This window comes from Lysinibacillus sp. KCTC 33748 (assembly GCF_002237755.1).
Classification (GTDB): domain Bacteria; phylum Bacillota; class Bacilli; order Bacillales_A; family Planococcaceae; genus Lysinibacillus.
On the sequence record NZ_MWSJ01000018.1, the window covers coordinates 60,237 to 78,955 of the forward strand.

Consider the following 18,719-nt stretch of genomic DNA (forward strand, 5'->3'; position numbering starts at 1 on the left):
GTTGATTTCTAGTATGATAATGGAGTGATAGGGGGGAAACCCGTGAATAACGGTTCAAAAAAACAAGAAATGTTTTCAAAAATGCAAGAAAGAAAATCCGAGGTAAAAGTTGTGAGAAAAATCGTTGCTATTGTTGCAATTGCTTTGGTCCTAATTCTAGGGATAGTCGGTTTAATTGGCTATAATTATGTGAAGAGTGCATTAAAACCAGTAGATCCAGATGCCACTAAAACAATAGCAGTTGAAGTACCAATTGGTTCAGGTTTAAGCTCTATTTCGACTCTATTAGAGAAAAAAGGGTTAATTAAAGATGCTCGTGTTTTTAAATACTATGCCAAATTTAAAAATGAATCTCAGTTTCAAGCAGGCAAATATGATTTATCACAGTCAATGACATTAGACGAACTAATCAAAAGTTTAAAAACCGGAAAGGTCTACCGTACGCCAGTCTTTGCAATGACCATTCCTGAAGGTTTAACACTTGAACAAATCGGTAATATTGTGGAAAAGAAAACACCATACACTCAAAAGGAATTTATGGACTTAGTAACAAGCGATACATTTGTTCAACAAATGAAGGCTAAATATCCTGAGCTTGTTACGGATGCGGTTTTAGCCGATAATATTCGTTATGATTTAGAGGGCTATTTATTCCCTGCAACGTATTCTTATTTTGAAGAAAAACCAACATTGGAATCGATTGTAGACGAAATGGTAGGGGCAATGGACAAGGTTGTGAAAAATTACAGCGATGCTCTTACGGAAAAACAAATGTCAGTACATCAATTAATAACATTTGCTTCATTATTGGAAGAAGAAGCTACTGCTCAAACAGATCGAGAAACAATTGCGAGCGTATTCTATAACCGTATCAATCAAGGAATGCCTCTGCAAACAGACCCAACTGTTTTATATGCACTAGGATCTCATAAAGATCGTGTGCTTTATAAAGATTTAGAAGTAGATAATGCCTATAATACGTACAAAAATAAAGGCTTACCACCAGGTCCTATTGCGGGTGCTGGAAAAACTTCAATTGAAGCAGTGCTTAATCCAAGTGAAACAGATTATCTCTTCTTCTTAGCGGATAAACAGGGTGTCAATCACTTCTCGAAAACATATGATGAACACTTACAGAAAGAGCAAAAATATTTGCGCAATGCAGAGTAATTTCAGTTAATTTGTGAGATGTTAAGTTACTTTTCAGCGTGTGTCCATACATCTGCAAAAAAACGTAATTATGCCGAGATATACTGGATATTATTAAAAAATAAATAGTAAAAATGTGGGTAGAAGGAAAGAAAAATAGCTTTCCTTCTATTTTCATGCTATTATAAGTTGTGATTTTTAATCGATCCGCATGGGAAAAATTCAATCAGTCCGTTAATGCGGAAAAATATACGTGGTGGCAATTGTTTAAAGCTTATAAAAACAATTGCTCATTTTTGTATGACGAAGTACCAAGACATCACGTTTGGTCTTTTTCTTTTTGTTGTTAAATGATGAAGTACAGACAACGGGGATTACTCGTTGCCTTTTAACTTCTTTCAGCGAGTGTTTTTGTAGCGAAAGCGTAGCTTAGGTACAGATGTCCAAGCATCCGCTGAAAGAAGTTAAAGCCTCTGGCGTATGTCACGAAATCGGCTGTGTGCTTGCACAAAGCCGATTCCAGACGCAATTATGTCGAGGCATAATTGATATGAGGGTGAACTTAAAAATGGAATTATCAGATGCATATATTCAATCATTTATTCAACCACGTAATGAATTGCTTTTAGAAATGGAAGCATTTGCGGAGGAGAATCATGTACCGATTATGCAGCTTGCAGGCATTGATGCACTAAATCAACTGCTACGTATTCAAAATCCGTCGAAAATTTTAGAGATTGGTACAGCAATTGGTTATTCTGCAATAAGAATGGCCGACGCTTTACCTAACGTGCATATCGTTACAATTGAGCGAGATACTGAGCGTGTTGCGAGAGCAAAGGCTTATATTGAACATTCTACAGTTTCAGATCGTATAACGGTCATTGAAGGTGACGCTTTAGAGGTGAACGATGAAGCAATTCATACGACCTTCGATGCAGTTTTTATCGATGCTGCAAAGGGACAATATCAACGCTTTTTTGAAAAGTATGCGCCTCTTGTAAAATCTGGCGGAGTTCTATATATCGATAATATGTATATGCATGGCTTATCAGATTTGGATTTAAAAGATGTACCGCGTCGCAAGCGTACAATGATTCGAAATTTAAAAAACTTTACCGATTGGATTATGGAGCACCCTGATTATACTAGTGCATTTTTACCGGTCGGTGATGGTTTATTACTATGTTTGAAGAGGTGACTATTATGAAAAAACCTGAATTGCTTGTTACACCGCAATCAGTGGACCATGTAAAAGCACTTTTACAGGCTGGAGCAGATGCTTTTGTCATTGGTGAACAACAATTTGGTCTTCGTCTAGCAGGGGAATTTACTGTTAGTGAAGTGGAAGAAGCTACAAAGTTGATTCATGCAGCGGGTAAAAAGGTTTATGTTGCGGTAAATGCGCTATTCCATAATGAAAAAATGGATGCGCTTGCCGAATATTTAAAGGAAATGCAACGTATTGGTGTTGACCGTTTAATTTATGGTGATCCGGCAGTATTAATCATCCGTCGTGAACAAGGTGTTACAATACCGCTACACTGGAATCCAGAAACGACTGCAACGAACTGGTTTACAGCAAATTATTGGGGGAAACGCGGAGCAACTCGCGCAGTACTATCACGTGAACTTTCTTTAGATGAAGTGCTAGAAATTAAAGAAAATGTAGAAATAGAGGTTGAGGTTCAAGTACATGGAATGACATGTATGTTCCAATCAAAACGCCCATTACTAGGCCATTATTTCTTATATCAAGATAAAGTAATGGAAATTGAAAATCGTAAGGAAAATCGCAATATGTTCCTTCATGATGATGAGCGTAATAATAAATATCCAATTTATGAAGATGCTAACGGTACGCATATTTTCAGTCCAAACGATATGTGCATTATTGATGAGCTTGGCGAATTATTCGAAGGTGGCATAGATGTATTAAAAATTGAAGGAGTTCTTCAAACACCAGAATATGTAGTCACAATATCAGAAGCTTATCGTCAAGCAATTGACACATATTTTGACGAATCAGAAGATGCGTATGAAGATATTAAAGATGATTTACTAGCTAAAATTGAAGAAATTCAGCCTGCCATCAGACCTCTTGATACTGGCTTTATCTTCAAGGAAACAGTTTACTAGGAGGTGGCAAGAACATGGCATTAGCATTAGAACAAAATGACAAAATTCGTGAGATTGTAGACGGGAAACGTGTCATTACAAAAAAACCAGAGCTACTTGCCCCTGCAGGTAGTTTAGAAAAATTAAAAGTAGCAGTTCATTATGGAGCAGATGCTGTATTTATCGGTGGACAAGAATTCGGTTTACGTTCAAACGCAGATAACTTCTCAATTGAACAAATGCGCGAAGGTGTTGAATTCGCTAATAAATATGGTGCGAAAATCTATGTTACGACAAATATTTTTGCCCATAATGAAAATATGGACGGCTTGGAGCAGTATTTAAAAGATATTGAATCTGCAGGTGTTACTGGCATTATTGTAGCGGACCCTCTGATCATTGAAACTTGCCGTACAGCTGCACCAAAGCTTGAAATTCATCTTTCTACGCAGCAATCTTTATCAAACTGGAAGGCTGTCCAGTATTGGAAAGAAGAAGGCTTACATCGTGTAGTATTAGCACGTGAAGTAGGCGGCGAAGAAATGAAGCTGATGAAGGAAAAAGTCGATATTGAAATTGAAGCATTCGTTCATGGAGCGATGTGTATCGCCTACTCTGGTCGCTGTGTACTTTCAAATCATATGACTGCCCGTGACTCTAACCGTGGTGGTTGCTGTCAATCTTGTCGCTGGGACTATGATTTATATGAGCTAGAGAATGGCGAAGAAAAGGCACTTTTCGATGATAATCACGCATCTTTCGCGATGAGCCCGAAAGACTTAAAGCTAATTGAAGCAATTCCACATATGATTGAGCTTGGTATTGATTCATTAAAAGTAGAAGGTCGTATGAAATCAATTCACTATGTTGCTACAGTTGTTTCAGTGTACCGCAAAGTGATTGACGCTTATTGTGCGTACCCTGACAATTTCAAAATTAAACGTGAATGGCTTGAGGAATTAGACAAATGTGCTAACCGTGACACTGCAGAAGCATTCTTCCACGATGCGCCTGGTCACGAGGAGCAAATGTTTGGTGTACATGGCCGTAAAACGACTTATGAGTTTGCTGGTTTAATTTTGGAGCATGACTCAGAAACGAAAATGGTAACAATGCAACAACGTAACTATTTTAAACCTGGCGATGAGGTAGAATTCTTTGGACCAGAAATCGAAAATTTCCGTGTTACAATGGGTGAAATTTGGGATGAAGATGGCAATAGCTTAGATGCTGCGCGACATCCTCTACAAATTGTTAAATTTAAATGCGACACACCATTAAAACCACATAATATGATGCGAAAGGAGAATAATTAATGGCAGCAAATCGTCCAGTCGTCATCGGAATCGCTGGTGGCTCATGCTCGGGAAAGACGAGTGTGACACGTGCTATTTATGATGTTTTCCGCGATCATTCAGTAGTTGTAATTGAACAAGATTTTTATTATAAAGATCAAAGTCATTTAACGTTTGAGGAGCGTTTAGGTACAAACTATGACCATCCGTTAGCGTTTGATAATGATTTATTAATTGAACAACTAAAAAAATTATTGGTCCGTCAACCAATCGAAAAACCAGTATATGATTATGTGCAGCATACAAGAGCTAAAGAAGTTATTCATGTAGAGCCTGTAGACGTTATTATATTAGAAGGTATTTTAGTGTTAGAAGATGCAGATTTACGTGATTTAATGGATATTAAATTGTATGTAGATACGGACTCAGATTTACGTATTATTCGTCGTATAATGCGTGATATAAAAGAGCGTGGACGTACAACAGATTCTGTCATCGACCAATATTTATCGGCAGTGCGACCAATGCATAATTTATTTATTGAACCAACGAAACGTTATGCTGATATTATTATTCCTGAAGGCGGGGATAATGAGGTTGCGATCGATTTAATGGTAACGAAGATTAAAACTATTCTTGAAACCGACAACGTATTGTAATAAGATAGAGTGGTATTGACAATATTTACATGCATATCTGTACATATTTCAGAAAGGCATGCATACTATTAGGTCAAAGCGTAATTTGAAAAAACGTTTAAAAATAATAAAATTCGATTAAATGATCCTACAAGGCATTTAATCGAGTTTTATGTTTTTATATTGACGAAAACAAGGAGTGAAGAACTTTGGCAAACGAAAAACAGTACCCAATGACAGCTGAAGGTAAAAGAAAATTAGAAGAAGAATTAGTGAAATTAGAAACGGAAACTCGTAAGGAAATCGTAGAACGTATTAAAATCGCTCGTGATTTCGGGGATCTTTCTGAAAATGCTGAGTATGATTCTGCAAAAGAAGAACAAGCCTTTTTAGAAGGTCGTATTTCTACATTAAAATCAATGATTCGTAACGCAGTTATTATTTCTGAGGACGAATCAGATAATAGTGTCGTATCATTAGGGAAAACGGTTACATTTGTAGAAATTATTAATGGAAAACCATCAACTGATGAGGAGTCGTATACAATTGTTGGTTCGGCTGAGGCAGATCCAATGGAATTCCGTATTTCAAATGAATCACCAATTGCTAAAGGCTTGCTAGGTCGTGCTGAAGGCGAAGAGGTTGTCGTACAAACACCTGGTGGTGAAATGAAAGTTAAAATTATTTCAATAAAATAATTTTTGTACAAGCAGTTAGCTTATCTTTGTAAAAGAGAGCTAGCTGCTTTTATCTTCATCCAGCACAATGTATTGTATCTACAGTACCGCCAAGGCGATACTGTTCTTGATTCTTTCGTCTATGTGAGTTTTTACTTCTTTTAGCAAAAGGCATTTGTAGCGACAGATACAGGAGTATCCCACTTTTATAGGTTGCGAGATGAATGCGGAGTATTGTAGCAATTTAACTGTGCGAATGCGAAGCGACAACAACATATGACTGAATAACCAACGTCAAGTTGGCCTAAAGCCGATTCCGTACACAATTACGCCGTTGCATAATTGATTTAATAGCCGAAATCCAATAAATACCTTAAGAGGGCTTTGGTTTTGTCTATGATATAATAGGAGCATAATTATTTTGCAAGTGCTGTTGAACTTGATAAAATATTGGCTAGAGAGGGGGAGACTTCATGAGTGAACGAAAAACTCGAAGCAGTCGTCATTTGCAGCCATCTCATAATAAAAAGCTAGATAAACTATTGAATGTATTAATTGGTATTGTCGTGATATTAATTATTATAGTAGCCACATTTGTGTTTAAATGGCAGGATGATGCAGGGCAAGTTGAGAAGGACGAGCCAATACAGGAGCAGAAGAACGATAAAGAAGACGTGAAGGAAGAGCCTTCTAAAGAGAAAAATAATGATGTAACAGCTCAAGAGGAAACAGAGAAAGAGCCTACAGATGAAACTCAAACATCTGAACAGGATGCTACTACTGAAACCACGTCAGACAACCCAAATGTTGATAAGGTTGTAACCAATAAAAGCTGGAAGCCTACACCTACAACACAAACAGGTCAGCATGTTTCTTCTTACGATGATAAATCTGTAGACTGGGCTGAAAAGGTGGCCACAGTTACAGCTGCTACTGGCATCGAAAAGGACAATATGATTATTTGGCGTTTACAAAATAACGGTGGCGCTAATTCGGCTATTGCAACAGTTTCAACTAATGATAAGACACAAATGTACCGTGTCAGCATGGAGTGGGTCGACAACGAAGGCTGGTTACCAGTCAAACTTGAGCAACTAAATACATTAAATGGCGCCTATTGACGAAAGTAACTCGTTTTATTATTTTTAACTTATATCAGCAGATGTACAAACATCCGCTGATATAAAGGAGCTCAGTCAAAGAACGCCACGTCCTGTGGCAATTTAACTGTGCGAAAGCGAAGCGACAGCAACATGGTTTTAACTGTGCGAAAGCGAAGCGACAGCAACATGGTTTTAACTGTGCGAAAGCGAAGCGACAGCAACAACAACAACACACGACTGAGTGACCAACTTCATGTTGCTGCCGCTACGTTGCACTACGCTTTCGCACAGAAAACATTTGTTGGCCCAAAGCCTCCGGCGGACGTCGCGGTAATCGGAAAGGAGTGCTTAAAAAGGATGTTAGCCTAAAATCATCGCATCCATGCGATAACGGCTAGCTGACCTGCATCGGTAAAAACGCCACGTCCTGTGGCATTTCCGAAATGACCGACATCGTGTCGGCCCTCGTGCAGGCCTAAGCACAAAGCCGATTCCCGGACGCAATTATGCCGAGGCATAATTGATTTGAAGTGCATAAAGAAGGGAAGTAACGTAGATATGAAAATCGCAGTAATCGGCGCAATGGAAGAGGAAGTAGAGCTTTTACGAGCGTCTATAGAGAATGCAAAAAGCACAACAATTGCAGGAAGTGAATATACAACAGGAACTTACAAAGGCAACGAGGTAGTTTTATTAAAAAGTGGTATTGGTAAAGTGAATGCCGCAATGTCAACTACTATTCTATTACATGAATTCAAACCTGATGTAGTCATTAATACGGGCTCTGCAGGAGGCTATGATGAAAAGCTTGAAGTAGGCGCAATCGTTATTTCAGATGAAGTCCGTCATCATGATGTAGATGTAACGATTTTCGGTTATGAAATGGGCCAAATGGCTGGTATGCCAGCAGCTTATAAATCAGATGAAAAACTTATGAAAGTGGCTGAAGAGGCAGTAGAGGCTGTTGGAGAGCACCAATATGGTATTGGTTTAATTTGCTCAGGTGATGCTTTTATGAATGATCCTGTTCGTGTAGAAGCAGTCCGTCGTCACTTCCCGCAAATGAAGGCAGTAGAGATGGAAGCAGCAGCTGTTGCACAAGTATGTTACCAATTTGGTACTCCGTTTGTTGTTATTCGTGCTTTATCAGATATTGCTGGAAAAGAATCGAATATTAGCTTCGATGAGTTTTTACCAGTAGCTGCAAAGCATTCAACACAAATCGTACTAAAAGCTATCGAATCGTTATAAAGTCTATTATCAGCAGAGTTTTCTTTATCCCCCTGAGTATTAGGTTTCACCAATCTGCGGGATAAACTACACAAAAAAGTCAAAATGAGTGCCTTTTAGTGTGAGGAAAATCACAGTTTAAAAGTCGCACGAATGCTAAACTGTTGTTAATTAAATCTCTTCATATTCAGATGGGAGGCATGCATAATGCTATTTTTAACAGCAGGTGTAGTCATTATAACAATGTTAATCGGTACACTTATTTCAGCAGAACTTTCAGAATCTGTTGAAATTCATTAAGAGAAAAAGCTCTCTTGCGACATTTTAATGACGCAAGAGGGCTTTCTTTATCTTAGCAATTGTTTTCGTAGCGAAAGCGAAGCGTCAGCTACAAATGTCTCCTTTTGTACCGATAAAAATACAAGATTCATTGCGGAATAATGTCATGTATTTATTGAATTATTATTAGTATCAATTTACAATATATTACTCAATAATTTTTTGATCTCGTTTATATAATTGATAGAGTTTAATAAGTGCTCGCTTTTCAATGCGAGATACATAGCTACGAGAAATATTTAAACGTGCAGCGATTTCCTTTTGTGTGAGTGCATCCTGCTGGTTAAGACCATAACGAAGTGTAACGATTTCGAGCTCACGTTCGTCGAGCATATGCAAATAGTGATATAGTTGTGCAACATGCTCTTTATGTTCAATTTTTTCAGTTGCACTTTCTTCATCGCATTGTAAGAGATCTCGGATTTGTAGGGCATTACCATCTTTATCTGTACCGATTGGCTCAAATAAGGAAACATCTTTTTGCACTTTTTTCTGTGTACGCAGATGCATTAAAATTTCATTTTCGATACAGCGGGCGGCATAAGTGGCCAGACGGGTTTTTTTGTCAGGCGTATAACTTTCTACAGCTTTCATCAGACCAATCGTACCGATGGAAATATAATCATCAAGTTGCTCATGCTTTGGGTGAAATTTTTTCACAACGTGTGCGACAAGTCTCATATTACGTTCAATTAGATCAAGACGCGCTTGCTCATCACCGCCTAAAAATCGTTCAATACAAGCAGCTTCCTCTTCTTTTGAAAAGGGTTTATGGAAAGTTTGCCCCTTTAAATAGCCAAGTAATGCTGGGATCTCAAGCCATAACTGCAACATAGATGTAAAAATTCCGCTCATTGAATGATTTCATCCTTTCCCCATTTTTCGACAGTATATGTTTTAAAGCTGTGTTAAATGAAAAAAAGTGCAACAGCAAATGCGCTGTTACACTTTTTTTAACGTGATTGTACTAATCATTAGTAATGCTAGTATTGGGAATAGGAAAAGATAAAATACTGGGTGGAACGTATTAGATGCGAAATACGTTAAAGTTAAGACTGTACCTGCCGCAGTAATCGGTAACCCTGTAAAATAGCCGTTTGCTTCTGAAATGTTGAAGCGGGCTAATCTCATCGCACCACAGACAATATACAATACTGTCATTGTCATACCGACAAAACCAAAGTCGCCTAAGACAACTTTATACATTAATAATGCAGGTGCCACACCAAATGATATAATATCACTCATAGAATCTAATTGTTTACCTAAATCAGACACTTGTCCAAGTGCTCTAGCCACCTTCCCATCATAGCGATCAAGAAGGGCTGCGATAAAGATAAACAAGACACTGTAGCTATAGTATTCATGTAGTGTAGTCATTATGGCCGCGCCGCCGAAAGACATATTACTGATTGTGATAAAATTTGCTGCTTGCGATTTCATTTTCTTAACCGTGGTATCCACCAACTTGTGATAAAAAAACAAGGGGGATCACTCCTTTGCACTTAAGATATTGTACCATTATACTTCGAATGCGAAAAAATTGACAGTCTAAATTAATCGATAGGGGTTTTGTTTTATGAAAGAAAAAATATATCAACGCTTGATTGAGTTAACAAACGGTAAGCAATCTTCCCAGCTTTTGCAATCTATTGCAAAAGCAAAGTGGAGTAAACGTATTATCCCTAGTTACATGAAAGTATACGATATTAAACTTGAAGAGGTTGCGAAACACCAACAACAATTTTCAAGTTTACATGATTTTTTTACAAGAGAGCTTTTAGAAGATGCACGTCCAATTGAACAAAATCCCAGTACTTATGTGAGTCCAGTGGATGCCAAAGTAGAATCGTTTGGGCGTATCGAATGGGATATGACATTCCTTGTAAAGGGTAAACCTTATTCATTACAAGATTTACTTGGCAATACAGAACGTGCTTCACAATATGCAGATGGGCATTTTATCGTGTTTTACTTGAGTCCGGCAGATTATCACAGAATTCATAGCCCGATTGATGGAAAGGTGCTACGACAGTATACACTTGGTCAAAAATCCTATCCTGTTAATCAGCTCGGTCTTTCATACGGTAAAAAGCCAATATCGCACAATTATCGTTCTGTAACGGAGCTGAAAGTGGCGAATAAACAACAGATAGCGTTTATTAAAGTTGGCGCTACCTTTGTAAACTCTATTGTGCTCACTAATACAACAACACAATGGCATAAGGGTCAAGAAGTCGGATATTTTTCATTTGGCTCAACAGTAGTTATGCTGTTTGAAAAGGATGCAATAGAATTTACGGAAAATGTTGTACAAGGAAGCCCAATTCAAATGGGTGAAGCCTTCGCAAATATGCTATAATGGTCGAATAATACGTTTAGATTAGGGGTCGCTATTTTGTATAATTTTTTATTACCAAATGAATTTGTCACGAGTATTTATGAAATTACACCGGAAAAGCTTCAAAACTTAGGTATTAAAGGGATTATTACGGATTTAGATAATACGCTTGTGGAATGGGACCGTGCAGATGCAACGGAAGAGCTTATTGTTTGGCTTCGCATTATGAAAGAATCTGGCATTCGTGTTATTATTGCGTCGAATAACAAAGAAGCACGTGTTAAGCAGTTTGCTGAGCCATTAGGTATTCCTTATATTCATAAGGCGAGAAAGCCACTTCGTAATGCCTTTTATAGCGCCATTATTCAATTGGGGCTACGACCACAGGAAGTAGTAATGGTAGGAGACCAACTACTAACAGATGTAATGGGCGCAAATCGTCTAGGCTTGCATACGGTACTAGTAAAGCCGGTTGCACAATCAGATGGGCTCGTAACAAAATTCAATCGATTTATTGAACGCCGTGTGTTCAATACTTTAAAACGAAAAGGAATCAGTACTTGGGAGGAAAAAGAATGAACGAAATGCCAAATTGTATTGGCTGTGGTACAACAATTCAAACAGAAGATAAAACAGCAGTTGGGTATGCACCCCCATCATCATTAGAAAAAGACGTGGTCATTTGCCAACGTTGCTTCCGTTTGAAAAATTATAATGAAATTCAACCAGTGTCATTAACAGATGACGACTTTTTACGTATTTTAAACGGTCTTGGAACTCAGCAAGGCTTAATCGTAAAAATTGTTGATATTTTCGACTTCAATGGGAGCTGGCTACCAGGACTGCACCGCTTCGTTGGAAAAAATCCTGTGTTATTAATCGCGAATAAGGCCGATCTATTACCGAAATCTGTGAAACCGAAAAAAGTGATTAATTGGCTAAAACGTGAAGCAAAGGCTCTAGGTCTACAACCTGTTGATGTACTTTTAGTAAGTGCTCATAAAGGAAAAGGGATGGCTGAAGCGATGGAAGCCATTGATGAGTACCGAAATGGACAAAATGTTTACGTTGTAGGCTGTACAAATGTTGGGAAATCCACGTTCATTAATCGCATTATCAAGCAGGCTACGGGTGAAGGTGAAGTAATTACAACTTCTCATTTCCCAGGTACAACTTTAGATATGATTGAAATTCCACTAGATGATGGAAGCTCATTATATGATACACCAGGAATTATTAATCATCATCAGATGGCGCACCATATTGACGCTAGCGAATTAAAATATATTATGCCTAAAAAAGAAATAAAGCCAAAAGTGTATCAACAAAATGCAGGACAAACATTATTTATTGGTGCCCTTGCTCGTTTTGACTTTATTCAAGGAGATCGTTCCGCATTTACGGTACATGTAGCAAATGACTTACCAATCCACCGTACAAAGCTTGAGAAGGCAGATACATTGTATGCAGAACATAAGGGGGAGTTGCTTGCACCTCCAACTGCTGAATTTATTGAACAACTACCGCCATTAGTGCGTCATGAGTTCTCAATCAAAGAAGCGAAAACAGATGTTGTATTCTCAGGTCTTGGGTGGATTACTGTTCAGCATGCTGATGTAGTTGTAGCAGCTTATGCACCAAAGGGTGTACAAGTTTCTATTCGCCCATCACTAATTTAAGTTGTACAAGTAGAGAAGAGGGACTAGGAAATGAAGAAATGGTTTGCGGTTATTGGTGATCCGATCGAGCATTCAAAATCCCCTGCGATGCATAATGCTTGGTTCGAGGAACTGTCGATAGATGCGACATATATTCCAGTACGTGTATCTTCTGAAAATTTGGAGGCAGCGGTTGCTGGTCTAAAAACATTAGGTGCAAGTGGTTGGAACGTTACAATTCCACATAAAACAGCGATCATTCCTTATTTAGATGAGCTAGATGAGTTGGCAGAAAAAATGGGAGCTGTCAATACGGTTGTCCGTACAAAAGAAGGAAAATTAAAGGGATACAATACAGACGGTGTTGGTTTTGTGCGCTCGCTTGAAGAGGCGGTTAGCAAGTCACATAAAGACAAGCCAGTTCTTCTGATTGGTGCGGGCGGTGCTGCTCGTGGCATTGCTTTTGCAATGCAGCAGCAAGGTTATACGAATTTAACCATTGCCAATCGCACAGTGGCAAACGCAAAGGCAATTGTCGATGAAATGGGTATAGGTAATGCTATTTCTTTAGCAGATGCGGAAGAATCATTAGCTGATTTCGGCATTTTAGTGCAAATGACATCGGCAGGCCTTGCTACGGGCAATTTTTCAATGCCATTTTCATTAGAACAACTTGCAGAAGGCGCAATTGTGGCCGATATTGTGTATAATCCATTAATGACGCCTTTTTTAAAAGCGGCTGATGAAAAAGGAGCAACCGTCGTTACGGGTCTTGGAATGTTTGTTCATCAAGGGGCTATTGCTTTTGAGCATTGGCTTGGTGAATACCCGAATACAAATTCAATGATTGCCCAACTAAAGGTGCAATTAGGAGGATATTAATTTTTATGTTAACAGGTAAACAAAAACGTTTTTTACGTGCAGAAGCACATCATTTAACACCAATTTTCCAAGTAGGAAAAGGCGGCGTTAGTGACGAAATGACAAAGCAAATTCGTGAAGCATTAGAAGTTAGAGAGTTGATTAAGGTACGTATTTTAGATAACTGTGAAGAAGACAAGCATGAAGTGGCAGAAGCACTTGCTAAAGGTGCTCATGCAGAGCTTGTACAATTAATTGGACTAACAGTTGTTTTATATAAAGAGTCACGTAATCATAAAAAGATTGCATTACCAAAAGCAGCGAAATAAGGTGAAACGATGAAAAAGGTCGGTTTACTGGGAGGTACATTTAATCCACCGCATATTGGACATTTAATGATGGCTAATGAAGTACTTCATGCTTTAGATCTTGATGAAGTTCGCTTTATGCCCAATGCATTACCACCACATAAGTTTGCACGTCATGATGCTAGTGATGTGGAGCGCCTTGAAATGGTGAGGCGTGCAATAAGTCCATATCCGTATTTTTCTGTGGAGTCGTATGAGGTGGATAAGGGTGGCGTATCCTATTCATATAAGACACTTTCTGCGATGTGTACAAGAGAGCCTAATGTGAAATTTTACTTTATCATTGGCGGCGACATGATTGATTCGCTTCATTCATGGTACTGTATTGATGAATTAGTGAAGCTTGTGCAATTTGTAGGAGTAAAGCGTCCAGGAACAGAGGCCACAACAGAGTATCCTATACTAATGGTGGAAGCTCCCCAAATCGATTTATCGTCCACACTGCTTCGTGAACGCCTTGCTACTGGAGGAACGGTTACTTTTTTACTGCCAGAAGCGGTAGAGACGTTCATACGAGAGGAAGGTCTTTATGGAACGCGAACAGTACCTAGCGGCGATTAAGCCACGCATGCCTGAGAAGCGCTATATTCATACCATTGGTGTAATGGAAACTGCCATTGAGCTAGCGAAATTTTATGGTGAGGATGAAAAAAAGGCTGAAATAGCAGCCATCCTTCACGATATTGCGAAATATGCAGATATTGAATGGATGGAGCAAATCGTCCTTGATGAAAAATTAGATGCTCGCCTTATTGGTTGGGGTAGTGAATTACTACATGGTCCAGTAGGTGCTTATATTGCAGAAAGCGAATTTGGCATTGTTGATGAGGATATGTTAAATGCTATTCGTTTTCATACAACAGGACGCGTGGGCATGAGCCGTTTAGAAAAAATTATTTTTGTTGCAGATATGATCGAACCGAATCGTAAATTTGATGGTGTTGATCGTCTGCGAAAAAAAGCAAAGAAAAATTTGGATAAAGTGATGAGCGCTTGTGTACGCCATACATTGGCATTTTTAATTGACACAAAACAACCAATTTATCCATTATCAATAGAATGTTACAACGATATGATGAAAAGAGAGGACAGTGAAGGATGACTTCAACTTTATTACAATCAGCTTACAAAGCAATTGACGACAAACACGGTGAGGATATTGTCGTTTTGAATATGGAGGGCATTTCACTTTTAGCAGATTACTTTATTATTGCTCATGGTAATTCTGATCGCCAAGTGCAAGCAATCGCACGTGAATTACAAGAGGTAGCAGTAAAAGAGGGCTATGAAATTCGTCGTGTAGAAGGCTTCGATGCAGCACGCTGGGTTCTTGTGGATCTTGGAGATGTTGTAGCGCATGTATTCCACAAAGATGAACGTGCTTATTATAATTTAGAACGTCTATGGGGCGATGCACCGCAATTAGACATACCAGAGGCTTAAGTGTGAGTAGCTACGAACGATTTGCACACGTGTATGACGAGTTGCAAACGGATATCCCTTATGAACGTTATGTAGGATGGGTTTTGCAGCATGCACCGAGCACTCAATATCAGAATCTTTTAGATATCGGCTGCGGTACAGGCGTGCTTAGCTTGTTGTTCGCGCAGGCAGGCTACAAGGTGAGTGGGGTTGATTTATCGGAAAGTATGCTCTCCATTGCTGCAGAGCGCTTTGCTGATGCAGGATTACATGTGCCTCTCTATTGTATGTCGATGGATGAATTAGATGGCTTTGGTGCGCTTGACGTTGTAACGATTGCTATTGATTCGTTGAATTATGTAATGGACGAAAAAGCTGTTTATTCAACATTAGAACGTATTCATGGTGCTTTACGAGATGAAGGCCAACTGTTTTTTGATGTACATTCGTTATTTAAAATGAATGATATATTTTTAGACGGTCCGTTTACGTATGACGATGGTGACATTAGCTATGTATGGCATACGGAGCCTGGAGATTTTGAACATTCCATTGTCCACCAAATGACGTTTTATGTGCGTGATGCTGCGAGTGATTTGTATGAACGCTTCGACGAGGAGCATAATCAGCGCACGTTCTCAATCGATCAGTATATGGCATGGCTTCAGGAAATTGGCTTTAAGCATGTAGAAGTAACAGCTGATTTTACTGATGAAGGTCCTGAATATGAAAGTGAACGCATTTTTATCCGTGCGGTAAAATAGAAGAACAGCTTGCTGGTAAACTGACCAGCGAGCTGTTTTTTGCTTTGTGAACAAATTCTTTACTAGAAAACAGAATTGTAATATCGATTTTGAAGTGGCGAATAATATTCTCTTGGGGATTCTATCCCTGATACATTTTCAGAATCAGTTCGATATATTCAATTAAGAGAAACGAAATTAAAGCCAGCTGAAAAATTCATGTCGGACACAATCAAGCTAGTTTTTGATCAAGTATTAGAACTATTGGATGAAAAAAATCAGAAAACAAATGAGTTAAGTGCTGTTAAGTTGGCATTTGAAAAATTGTTTTTAGAAACGACAGATTGCGGATATATAGATTATGATTACGATATAGCCGAGTTAGTCTCTACTGAGCAAGCAGCAGAATATTTAGGGGTTTCAAAGCCAACTATTTATAAGTATCTAAATAATGGTCTAGAATATAAAATAATTAACAACGTTAAAAAAATTCCTAGAGTTGCACTTAAATTATGGTCCGATCCAGTTACATCGTTTGAAATGCAACGGATACACCAAGAGAAAAATAGTAGAGCCCAAACACTGGAAGAAAAGTTGGAGGTTATCCAAGGTAGAATAACTGAATATGAAATTGAATATGGCGGAGAGTTTGAACATCTGTATGGAAATAAAAGTGATAGCCTAATTGATGGATTAGATGAGGCTGTAGACGTTTTTGATTGGAAGGGGTATATAGTGCAGAAAAATGCTTTATTAAAGCAAATACAGGCTAAGAAAGGTACAAATGCCTAAATTAACTGATTATGCGCCATATTAACTCGCTTTAATCCAATCTTACGTCAACCTACAGATTTATTAGTTGAAGATGATCCTATTAATCCAGACAATACAGTAATTAAAATTACATTCTACTTTCTTAGCGGTTTTTATAGCGAAACCCAACTTAGGGTTCGTGAGTGGTTTGATAAAAGTGACAATAAAATACAATACCGCTATTCATGGGAAAGAAATAGAAAGAAACCTGGTCATATCAGTGCCTGGGAAAATGAGCACCATTTTGTTCCGCCCACATGCTAACAGAAGTGCTCAAAAGTACCAGGGGATAGGGCACAATTGCAGGATAATTGGACAATAAGAGATTTAGAGAGCGTGTTAACCGTTGTGGAAGAGTTTATTCGTGAAAATAAACCGTACGATAGTAAGATGTTGTAATAAGAATTCTGAAAATAAAGAAAATGTTAAGAAGTGGTTTGTGTCTATGCATACAACCGCTTCTTTTAATAATGCTATAACCGAAGGGCTACCAATAAGTTCTTTAATGAAAATCCTGATTACAACAATTGAGTTTGTCACGAAAGTGAACAGAAAACTGCAAAAGAATAAGAGATAATTCATTTTCGATTCAGAATACATTGCATGCTAAATAAACGAAATAATTGTAAGAGTATTTTTTCTAACTACTCAATTAAAGGAGCTGAAATTATGTGGCACTTAACAATGCAAGATAAAAAAGCATATGAAAATGCGATGAGACTATTTATTTACGAATCAGATGAGGAATGGACAGATTACCTTGCCTATGCAAAGGAAAATGATATTGATCCATATAAGGAAAAGAAGCAAGAGTTAGATGTAATACGCGATAGTTTAATGAACTATTTACCACTGCGATTTCATACATATATTTTAGATAGTACGTTGAATACACCAGATGTTCCTAAACATATACGAGAAGATTTTTTAGGATGGAGAAATGAACAGGAGCAGCTATTTGAAAATATTCTCGATGCGGCATATGAGGAAAAGCAGAAAACGTTAGCTTATATGAAACCGAAGGAGAGAGAGGTCTTTGAACAAAGCCTTCATGATGCAACAGTAGTTAGTATTCAACGTAATGATACTCAAGTTGAATTAACATTTGATATGGCAGGGGGCTTTACTGCAAAATCAATCATCTCTCTAACGTTTAACAATATTTTAAGTGAGGTAGGTCAATTAAAACAAGAGCAGTTTTATATTTATGATGAGCTCAGAAAAACAGCGAATGGAATGGCACTACGTGTTATTTTTGATTGTCCAGAAGTGGAATGGACGATTGAAGCAGAGGAGTTAGACGTTGAATTTTATTATCGCCCAAAAACATATAGTGATTTTGCTGAAAACGGTAATTTTTCTACATACGTTCAAACATTGCAGCTAGGGCATGGCTTAATCTTTATTACACCTCAATTTAAAAAAAGAGTAATCGGGATTCAGCGACACGCACCGTTTTTAATTTTAGAAAATAGCAATCTATATGAAAATGACCAAGGCGTTTTTGTAGATACAATACGTGTGGGAGACAAATTAGATGATTGTATTCATTTTTTACATACAGATACATATGAAGATCCGTATGCACATTTTAGTGAGCCAGTACCTATACAGGACTTGGAGGAGGCGGCCCTCGGTATAGATTTAGAGTTAAAGGTGCGCGCATGGAATACGATGTATGCCAATCCAGTACAGCTCGCGGAGAAGATTAATCATATATTAATGCAGATGAATCCCGCACAAGAGGATGATATGATGCAAAATGTATTTATTCGCCATTTTTACAATGAGGGAATCTTAACGGCTGAGCTCCAAGTGAAATTTAATGACATCTTAACAGAATAACGCGTGTAGAAAGTAAAAGTGCCACACTGTCCAATATGCAGTGTGGCACTTTTTACATTATGACTAAAAAAATAAAAGTGACGGATAGAACGTCAGAAAAAGAGTTCTTCACCAAAATG

Annotated in this window: 22 protein-coding genes; 20 read left to right on the top strand and 2 right to left on the bottom strand. The window is 38.1% G+C overall.

What is annotated here, in order from left to right:
* The first annotated feature begins 42 nt into the window (after positions 1-42).
* The 8 genes from mltG (at position 43) to mtnN (ending at position 8,231) form a co-directional block, all read left to right on the top strand.
* Entirely contained in the window at positions 43-1,170 is a 1,128-nt protein-coding gene (mltG, locus tag B1B04_RS18425) for an endolytic transglycosylase MltG (protein ID WP_079562857.1), read from the top strand.
* A 547-nt stretch (positions 1,171-1,717) separates the two neighbouring features.
* A complete protein-coding gene (locus B1B04_RS18430) occupies positions 1,718-2,350 on the top strand; it encodes an O-methyltransferase (protein ID WP_079562858.1) in 633 nt (210 codons plus the stop codon).
* 5 nt (positions 2,351-2,355) lie between these two features.
* A complete protein-coding gene (locus B1B04_RS18435) occupies positions 2,356-3,288 on the top strand; it encodes a peptidase U32 family protein (protein WP_079562859.1) in 933 nt (310 codons plus the stop codon).
* A 14-nt stretch (positions 3,289-3,302) separates the two neighbouring features.
* Positions 3,303-4,583 carry a peptidase U32 family protein gene (locus tag B1B04_RS18440; protein WP_079562860.1) on the top strand — a complete coding sequence of 427 codons (1,281 nt, stop codon included), beginning with the start codon at positions 3,303-3,305 and terminating at the stop codon, positions 4,581-4,583.
* A complete protein-coding gene (gene udk / locus B1B04_RS18445) occupies positions 4,583-5,221 on the top strand; it encodes a uridine kinase (protein ID WP_079562861.1) in 639 nt (212 codons plus the stop codon). Before B1B04_RS18440 ends, udk begins: the two co-directional genes overlap by 1 nt.
* 188 nt (positions 5,222-5,409) lie before the next feature.
* Positions 5,410-5,898 carry a transcription elongation factor GreA gene (gene greA / locus B1B04_RS18450; RefSeq protein ID WP_079562862.1) on the top strand — a complete coding sequence of 163 codons (489 nt, stop codon included), beginning with the start codon at positions 5,410-5,412 and terminating at the stop codon, positions 5,896-5,898.
* A gap of 452 nt (positions 5,899-6,350) precedes the next feature.
* Entirely contained in the window at positions 6,351-6,998 is a 648-nt protein-coding gene (locus tag B1B04_RS18455) for a YrrS family protein (protein ID WP_079562863.1), read from the top strand.
* A 540-nt stretch (positions 6,999-7,538) separates the two neighbouring features.
* Positions 7,539-8,231, top strand: coding sequence for a 5'-methylthioadenosine/S-adenosylhomocysteine nucleosidase (mtnN, locus tag B1B04_RS18460; RefSeq protein ID WP_079562864.1), 693 nt, complete (start codon positions 7,539-7,541; stop codon positions 8,229-8,231).
* Between the two features lie 465 nt (positions 8,232-8,696).
* On the opposite strand, the gene sigK is transcribed toward mtnN, so the two are convergent.
* Both sigK and pssA read right to left on the bottom strand, forming a co-directional pair.
* Positions 8,697-9,404 (bottom strand): RNA polymerase sporulation sigma factor SigK, encoded by a 708-nt coding sequence (gene sigK, locus B1B04_RS18465; RefSeq protein ID WP_049667745.1) that lies wholly within the window; start codon positions 9,402-9,404, stop codon positions 8,697-8,699.
* Positions 9,405-9,491: 87 nt separating this feature from the next.
* The gene (gene pssA / locus B1B04_RS18470) at positions 9,492-9,992 is read right to left on the bottom strand and encodes a CDP-diacylglycerol--serine O-phosphatidyltransferase (RefSeq protein ID WP_079562895.1); all 501 of its coding nucleotides are present in this window, start codon (positions 9,990-9,992) and stop codon (positions 9,492-9,494) included.
* A 136-nt stretch (positions 9,993-10,128) separates the two neighbouring features.
* Here pssA and B1B04_RS18475 point away from each other — a divergent pair, with 136 nt between their 5' ends.
* The 12 genes from B1B04_RS18475 to B1B04_RS18530 all read left to right on the top strand — a co-directional run bounded on the left by B1B04_RS18475 (position 10,129) and on the right by B1B04_RS18530 (position 18,600).
* A complete protein-coding gene (locus B1B04_RS18475) occupies positions 10,129-10,911 on the top strand; it encodes a phosphatidylserine decarboxylase (RefSeq protein ID WP_079562865.1) in 783 nt (260 codons plus the stop codon).
* 36 nt (positions 10,912-10,947) lie between these two features.
* Entirely contained in the window at positions 10,948-11,469 is a 522-nt protein-coding gene (locus tag B1B04_RS18480) for a YqeG family HAD IIIA-type phosphatase (protein WP_079562866.1), read from the top strand.
* Positions 11,466-12,569, top strand: coding sequence for a ribosome biogenesis GTPase YqeH (yqeH, locus tag B1B04_RS18485; RefSeq protein WP_079562867.1), 1,104 nt, complete (start codon positions 11,466-11,468; stop codon positions 12,567-12,569). The genes B1B04_RS18480 and yqeH overlap by 4 nt, the downstream gene beginning before the upstream one ends.
* 30 nt (positions 12,570-12,599) lie before the next feature.
* Positions 12,600-13,430, top strand: a complete 831-nt coding sequence (aroE, locus tag B1B04_RS18490; RefSeq protein ID WP_079562868.1) for a shikimate dehydrogenase — start codon at positions 12,600-12,602, stop codon at positions 13,428-13,430.
* Between the two features lie 5 nt (positions 13,431-13,435).
* The gene (gene yhbY, locus B1B04_RS18495; protein WP_079562869.1) at positions 13,436-13,738 is read left to right on the top strand and encodes a ribosome assembly RNA-binding protein YhbY; all 303 of its coding nucleotides are present in this window, start codon (positions 13,436-13,438) and stop codon (positions 13,736-13,738) included.
* Positions 13,739-13,747: 9 nt separating this feature from the next.
* On the top strand, positions 13,748-14,338 hold the full coding sequence (locus B1B04_RS18500) for a nicotinate-nucleotide adenylyltransferase (RefSeq protein ID WP_079562870.1): 591 nt from the start codon (positions 13,748-13,750) through the stop codon (positions 14,336-14,338).
* Complete coding sequence (gene yqeK, locus B1B04_RS18505; RefSeq protein ID WP_079562871.1) at positions 14,307-14,879, top strand: bis(5'-nucleosyl)-tetraphosphatase (symmetrical) YqeK; 573 nt, start codon at positions 14,307-14,309, stop codon at positions 14,877-14,879. Before B1B04_RS18500 ends, yqeK begins: the two co-directional genes overlap by 32 nt.
* Entirely contained in the window at positions 14,876-15,220 is a 345-nt protein-coding gene (rsfS, locus tag B1B04_RS18510) for a ribosome silencing factor (protein WP_079562872.1), read from the top strand. Before yqeK ends, rsfS begins: the two co-directional genes overlap by 4 nt.
* A 2-nt stretch (positions 15,221-15,222) precedes the next feature.
* The gene (locus B1B04_RS18515; RefSeq protein WP_240518338.1) at positions 15,223-15,963 is read left to right on the top strand and encodes a class I SAM-dependent DNA methyltransferase; all 741 of its coding nucleotides are present in this window, start codon (positions 15,223-15,225) and stop codon (positions 15,961-15,963) included.
* A gap of 198 nt (positions 15,964-16,161) precedes the next feature.
* Complete coding sequence (locus tag B1B04_RS18520; protein ID WP_079562874.1) at positions 16,162-16,734, top strand: helix-turn-helix domain-containing protein; 573 nt, start codon at positions 16,162-16,164, stop codon at positions 16,732-16,734.
* Between the two features lie 39 nt (positions 16,735-16,773).
* Positions 16,774-17,019 carry a toxin-antitoxin system TumE family protein gene (locus B1B04_RS26740; protein ID WP_481817191.1) on the top strand — a complete coding sequence of 82 codons (246 nt, stop codon included), beginning with the start codon at positions 16,774-16,776 and terminating at the stop codon, positions 17,017-17,019.
* A 405-nt stretch (positions 17,020-17,424) separates the two neighbouring features.
* Positions 17,425-18,600 carry a DUF4085 family protein gene (locus B1B04_RS18530; protein WP_170939015.1) on the top strand — a complete coding sequence of 392 codons (1,176 nt, stop codon included), beginning with the start codon at positions 17,425-17,427 and terminating at the stop codon, positions 18,598-18,600.
* Positions 18,601-18,719 lie beyond the last annotated feature (119 nt).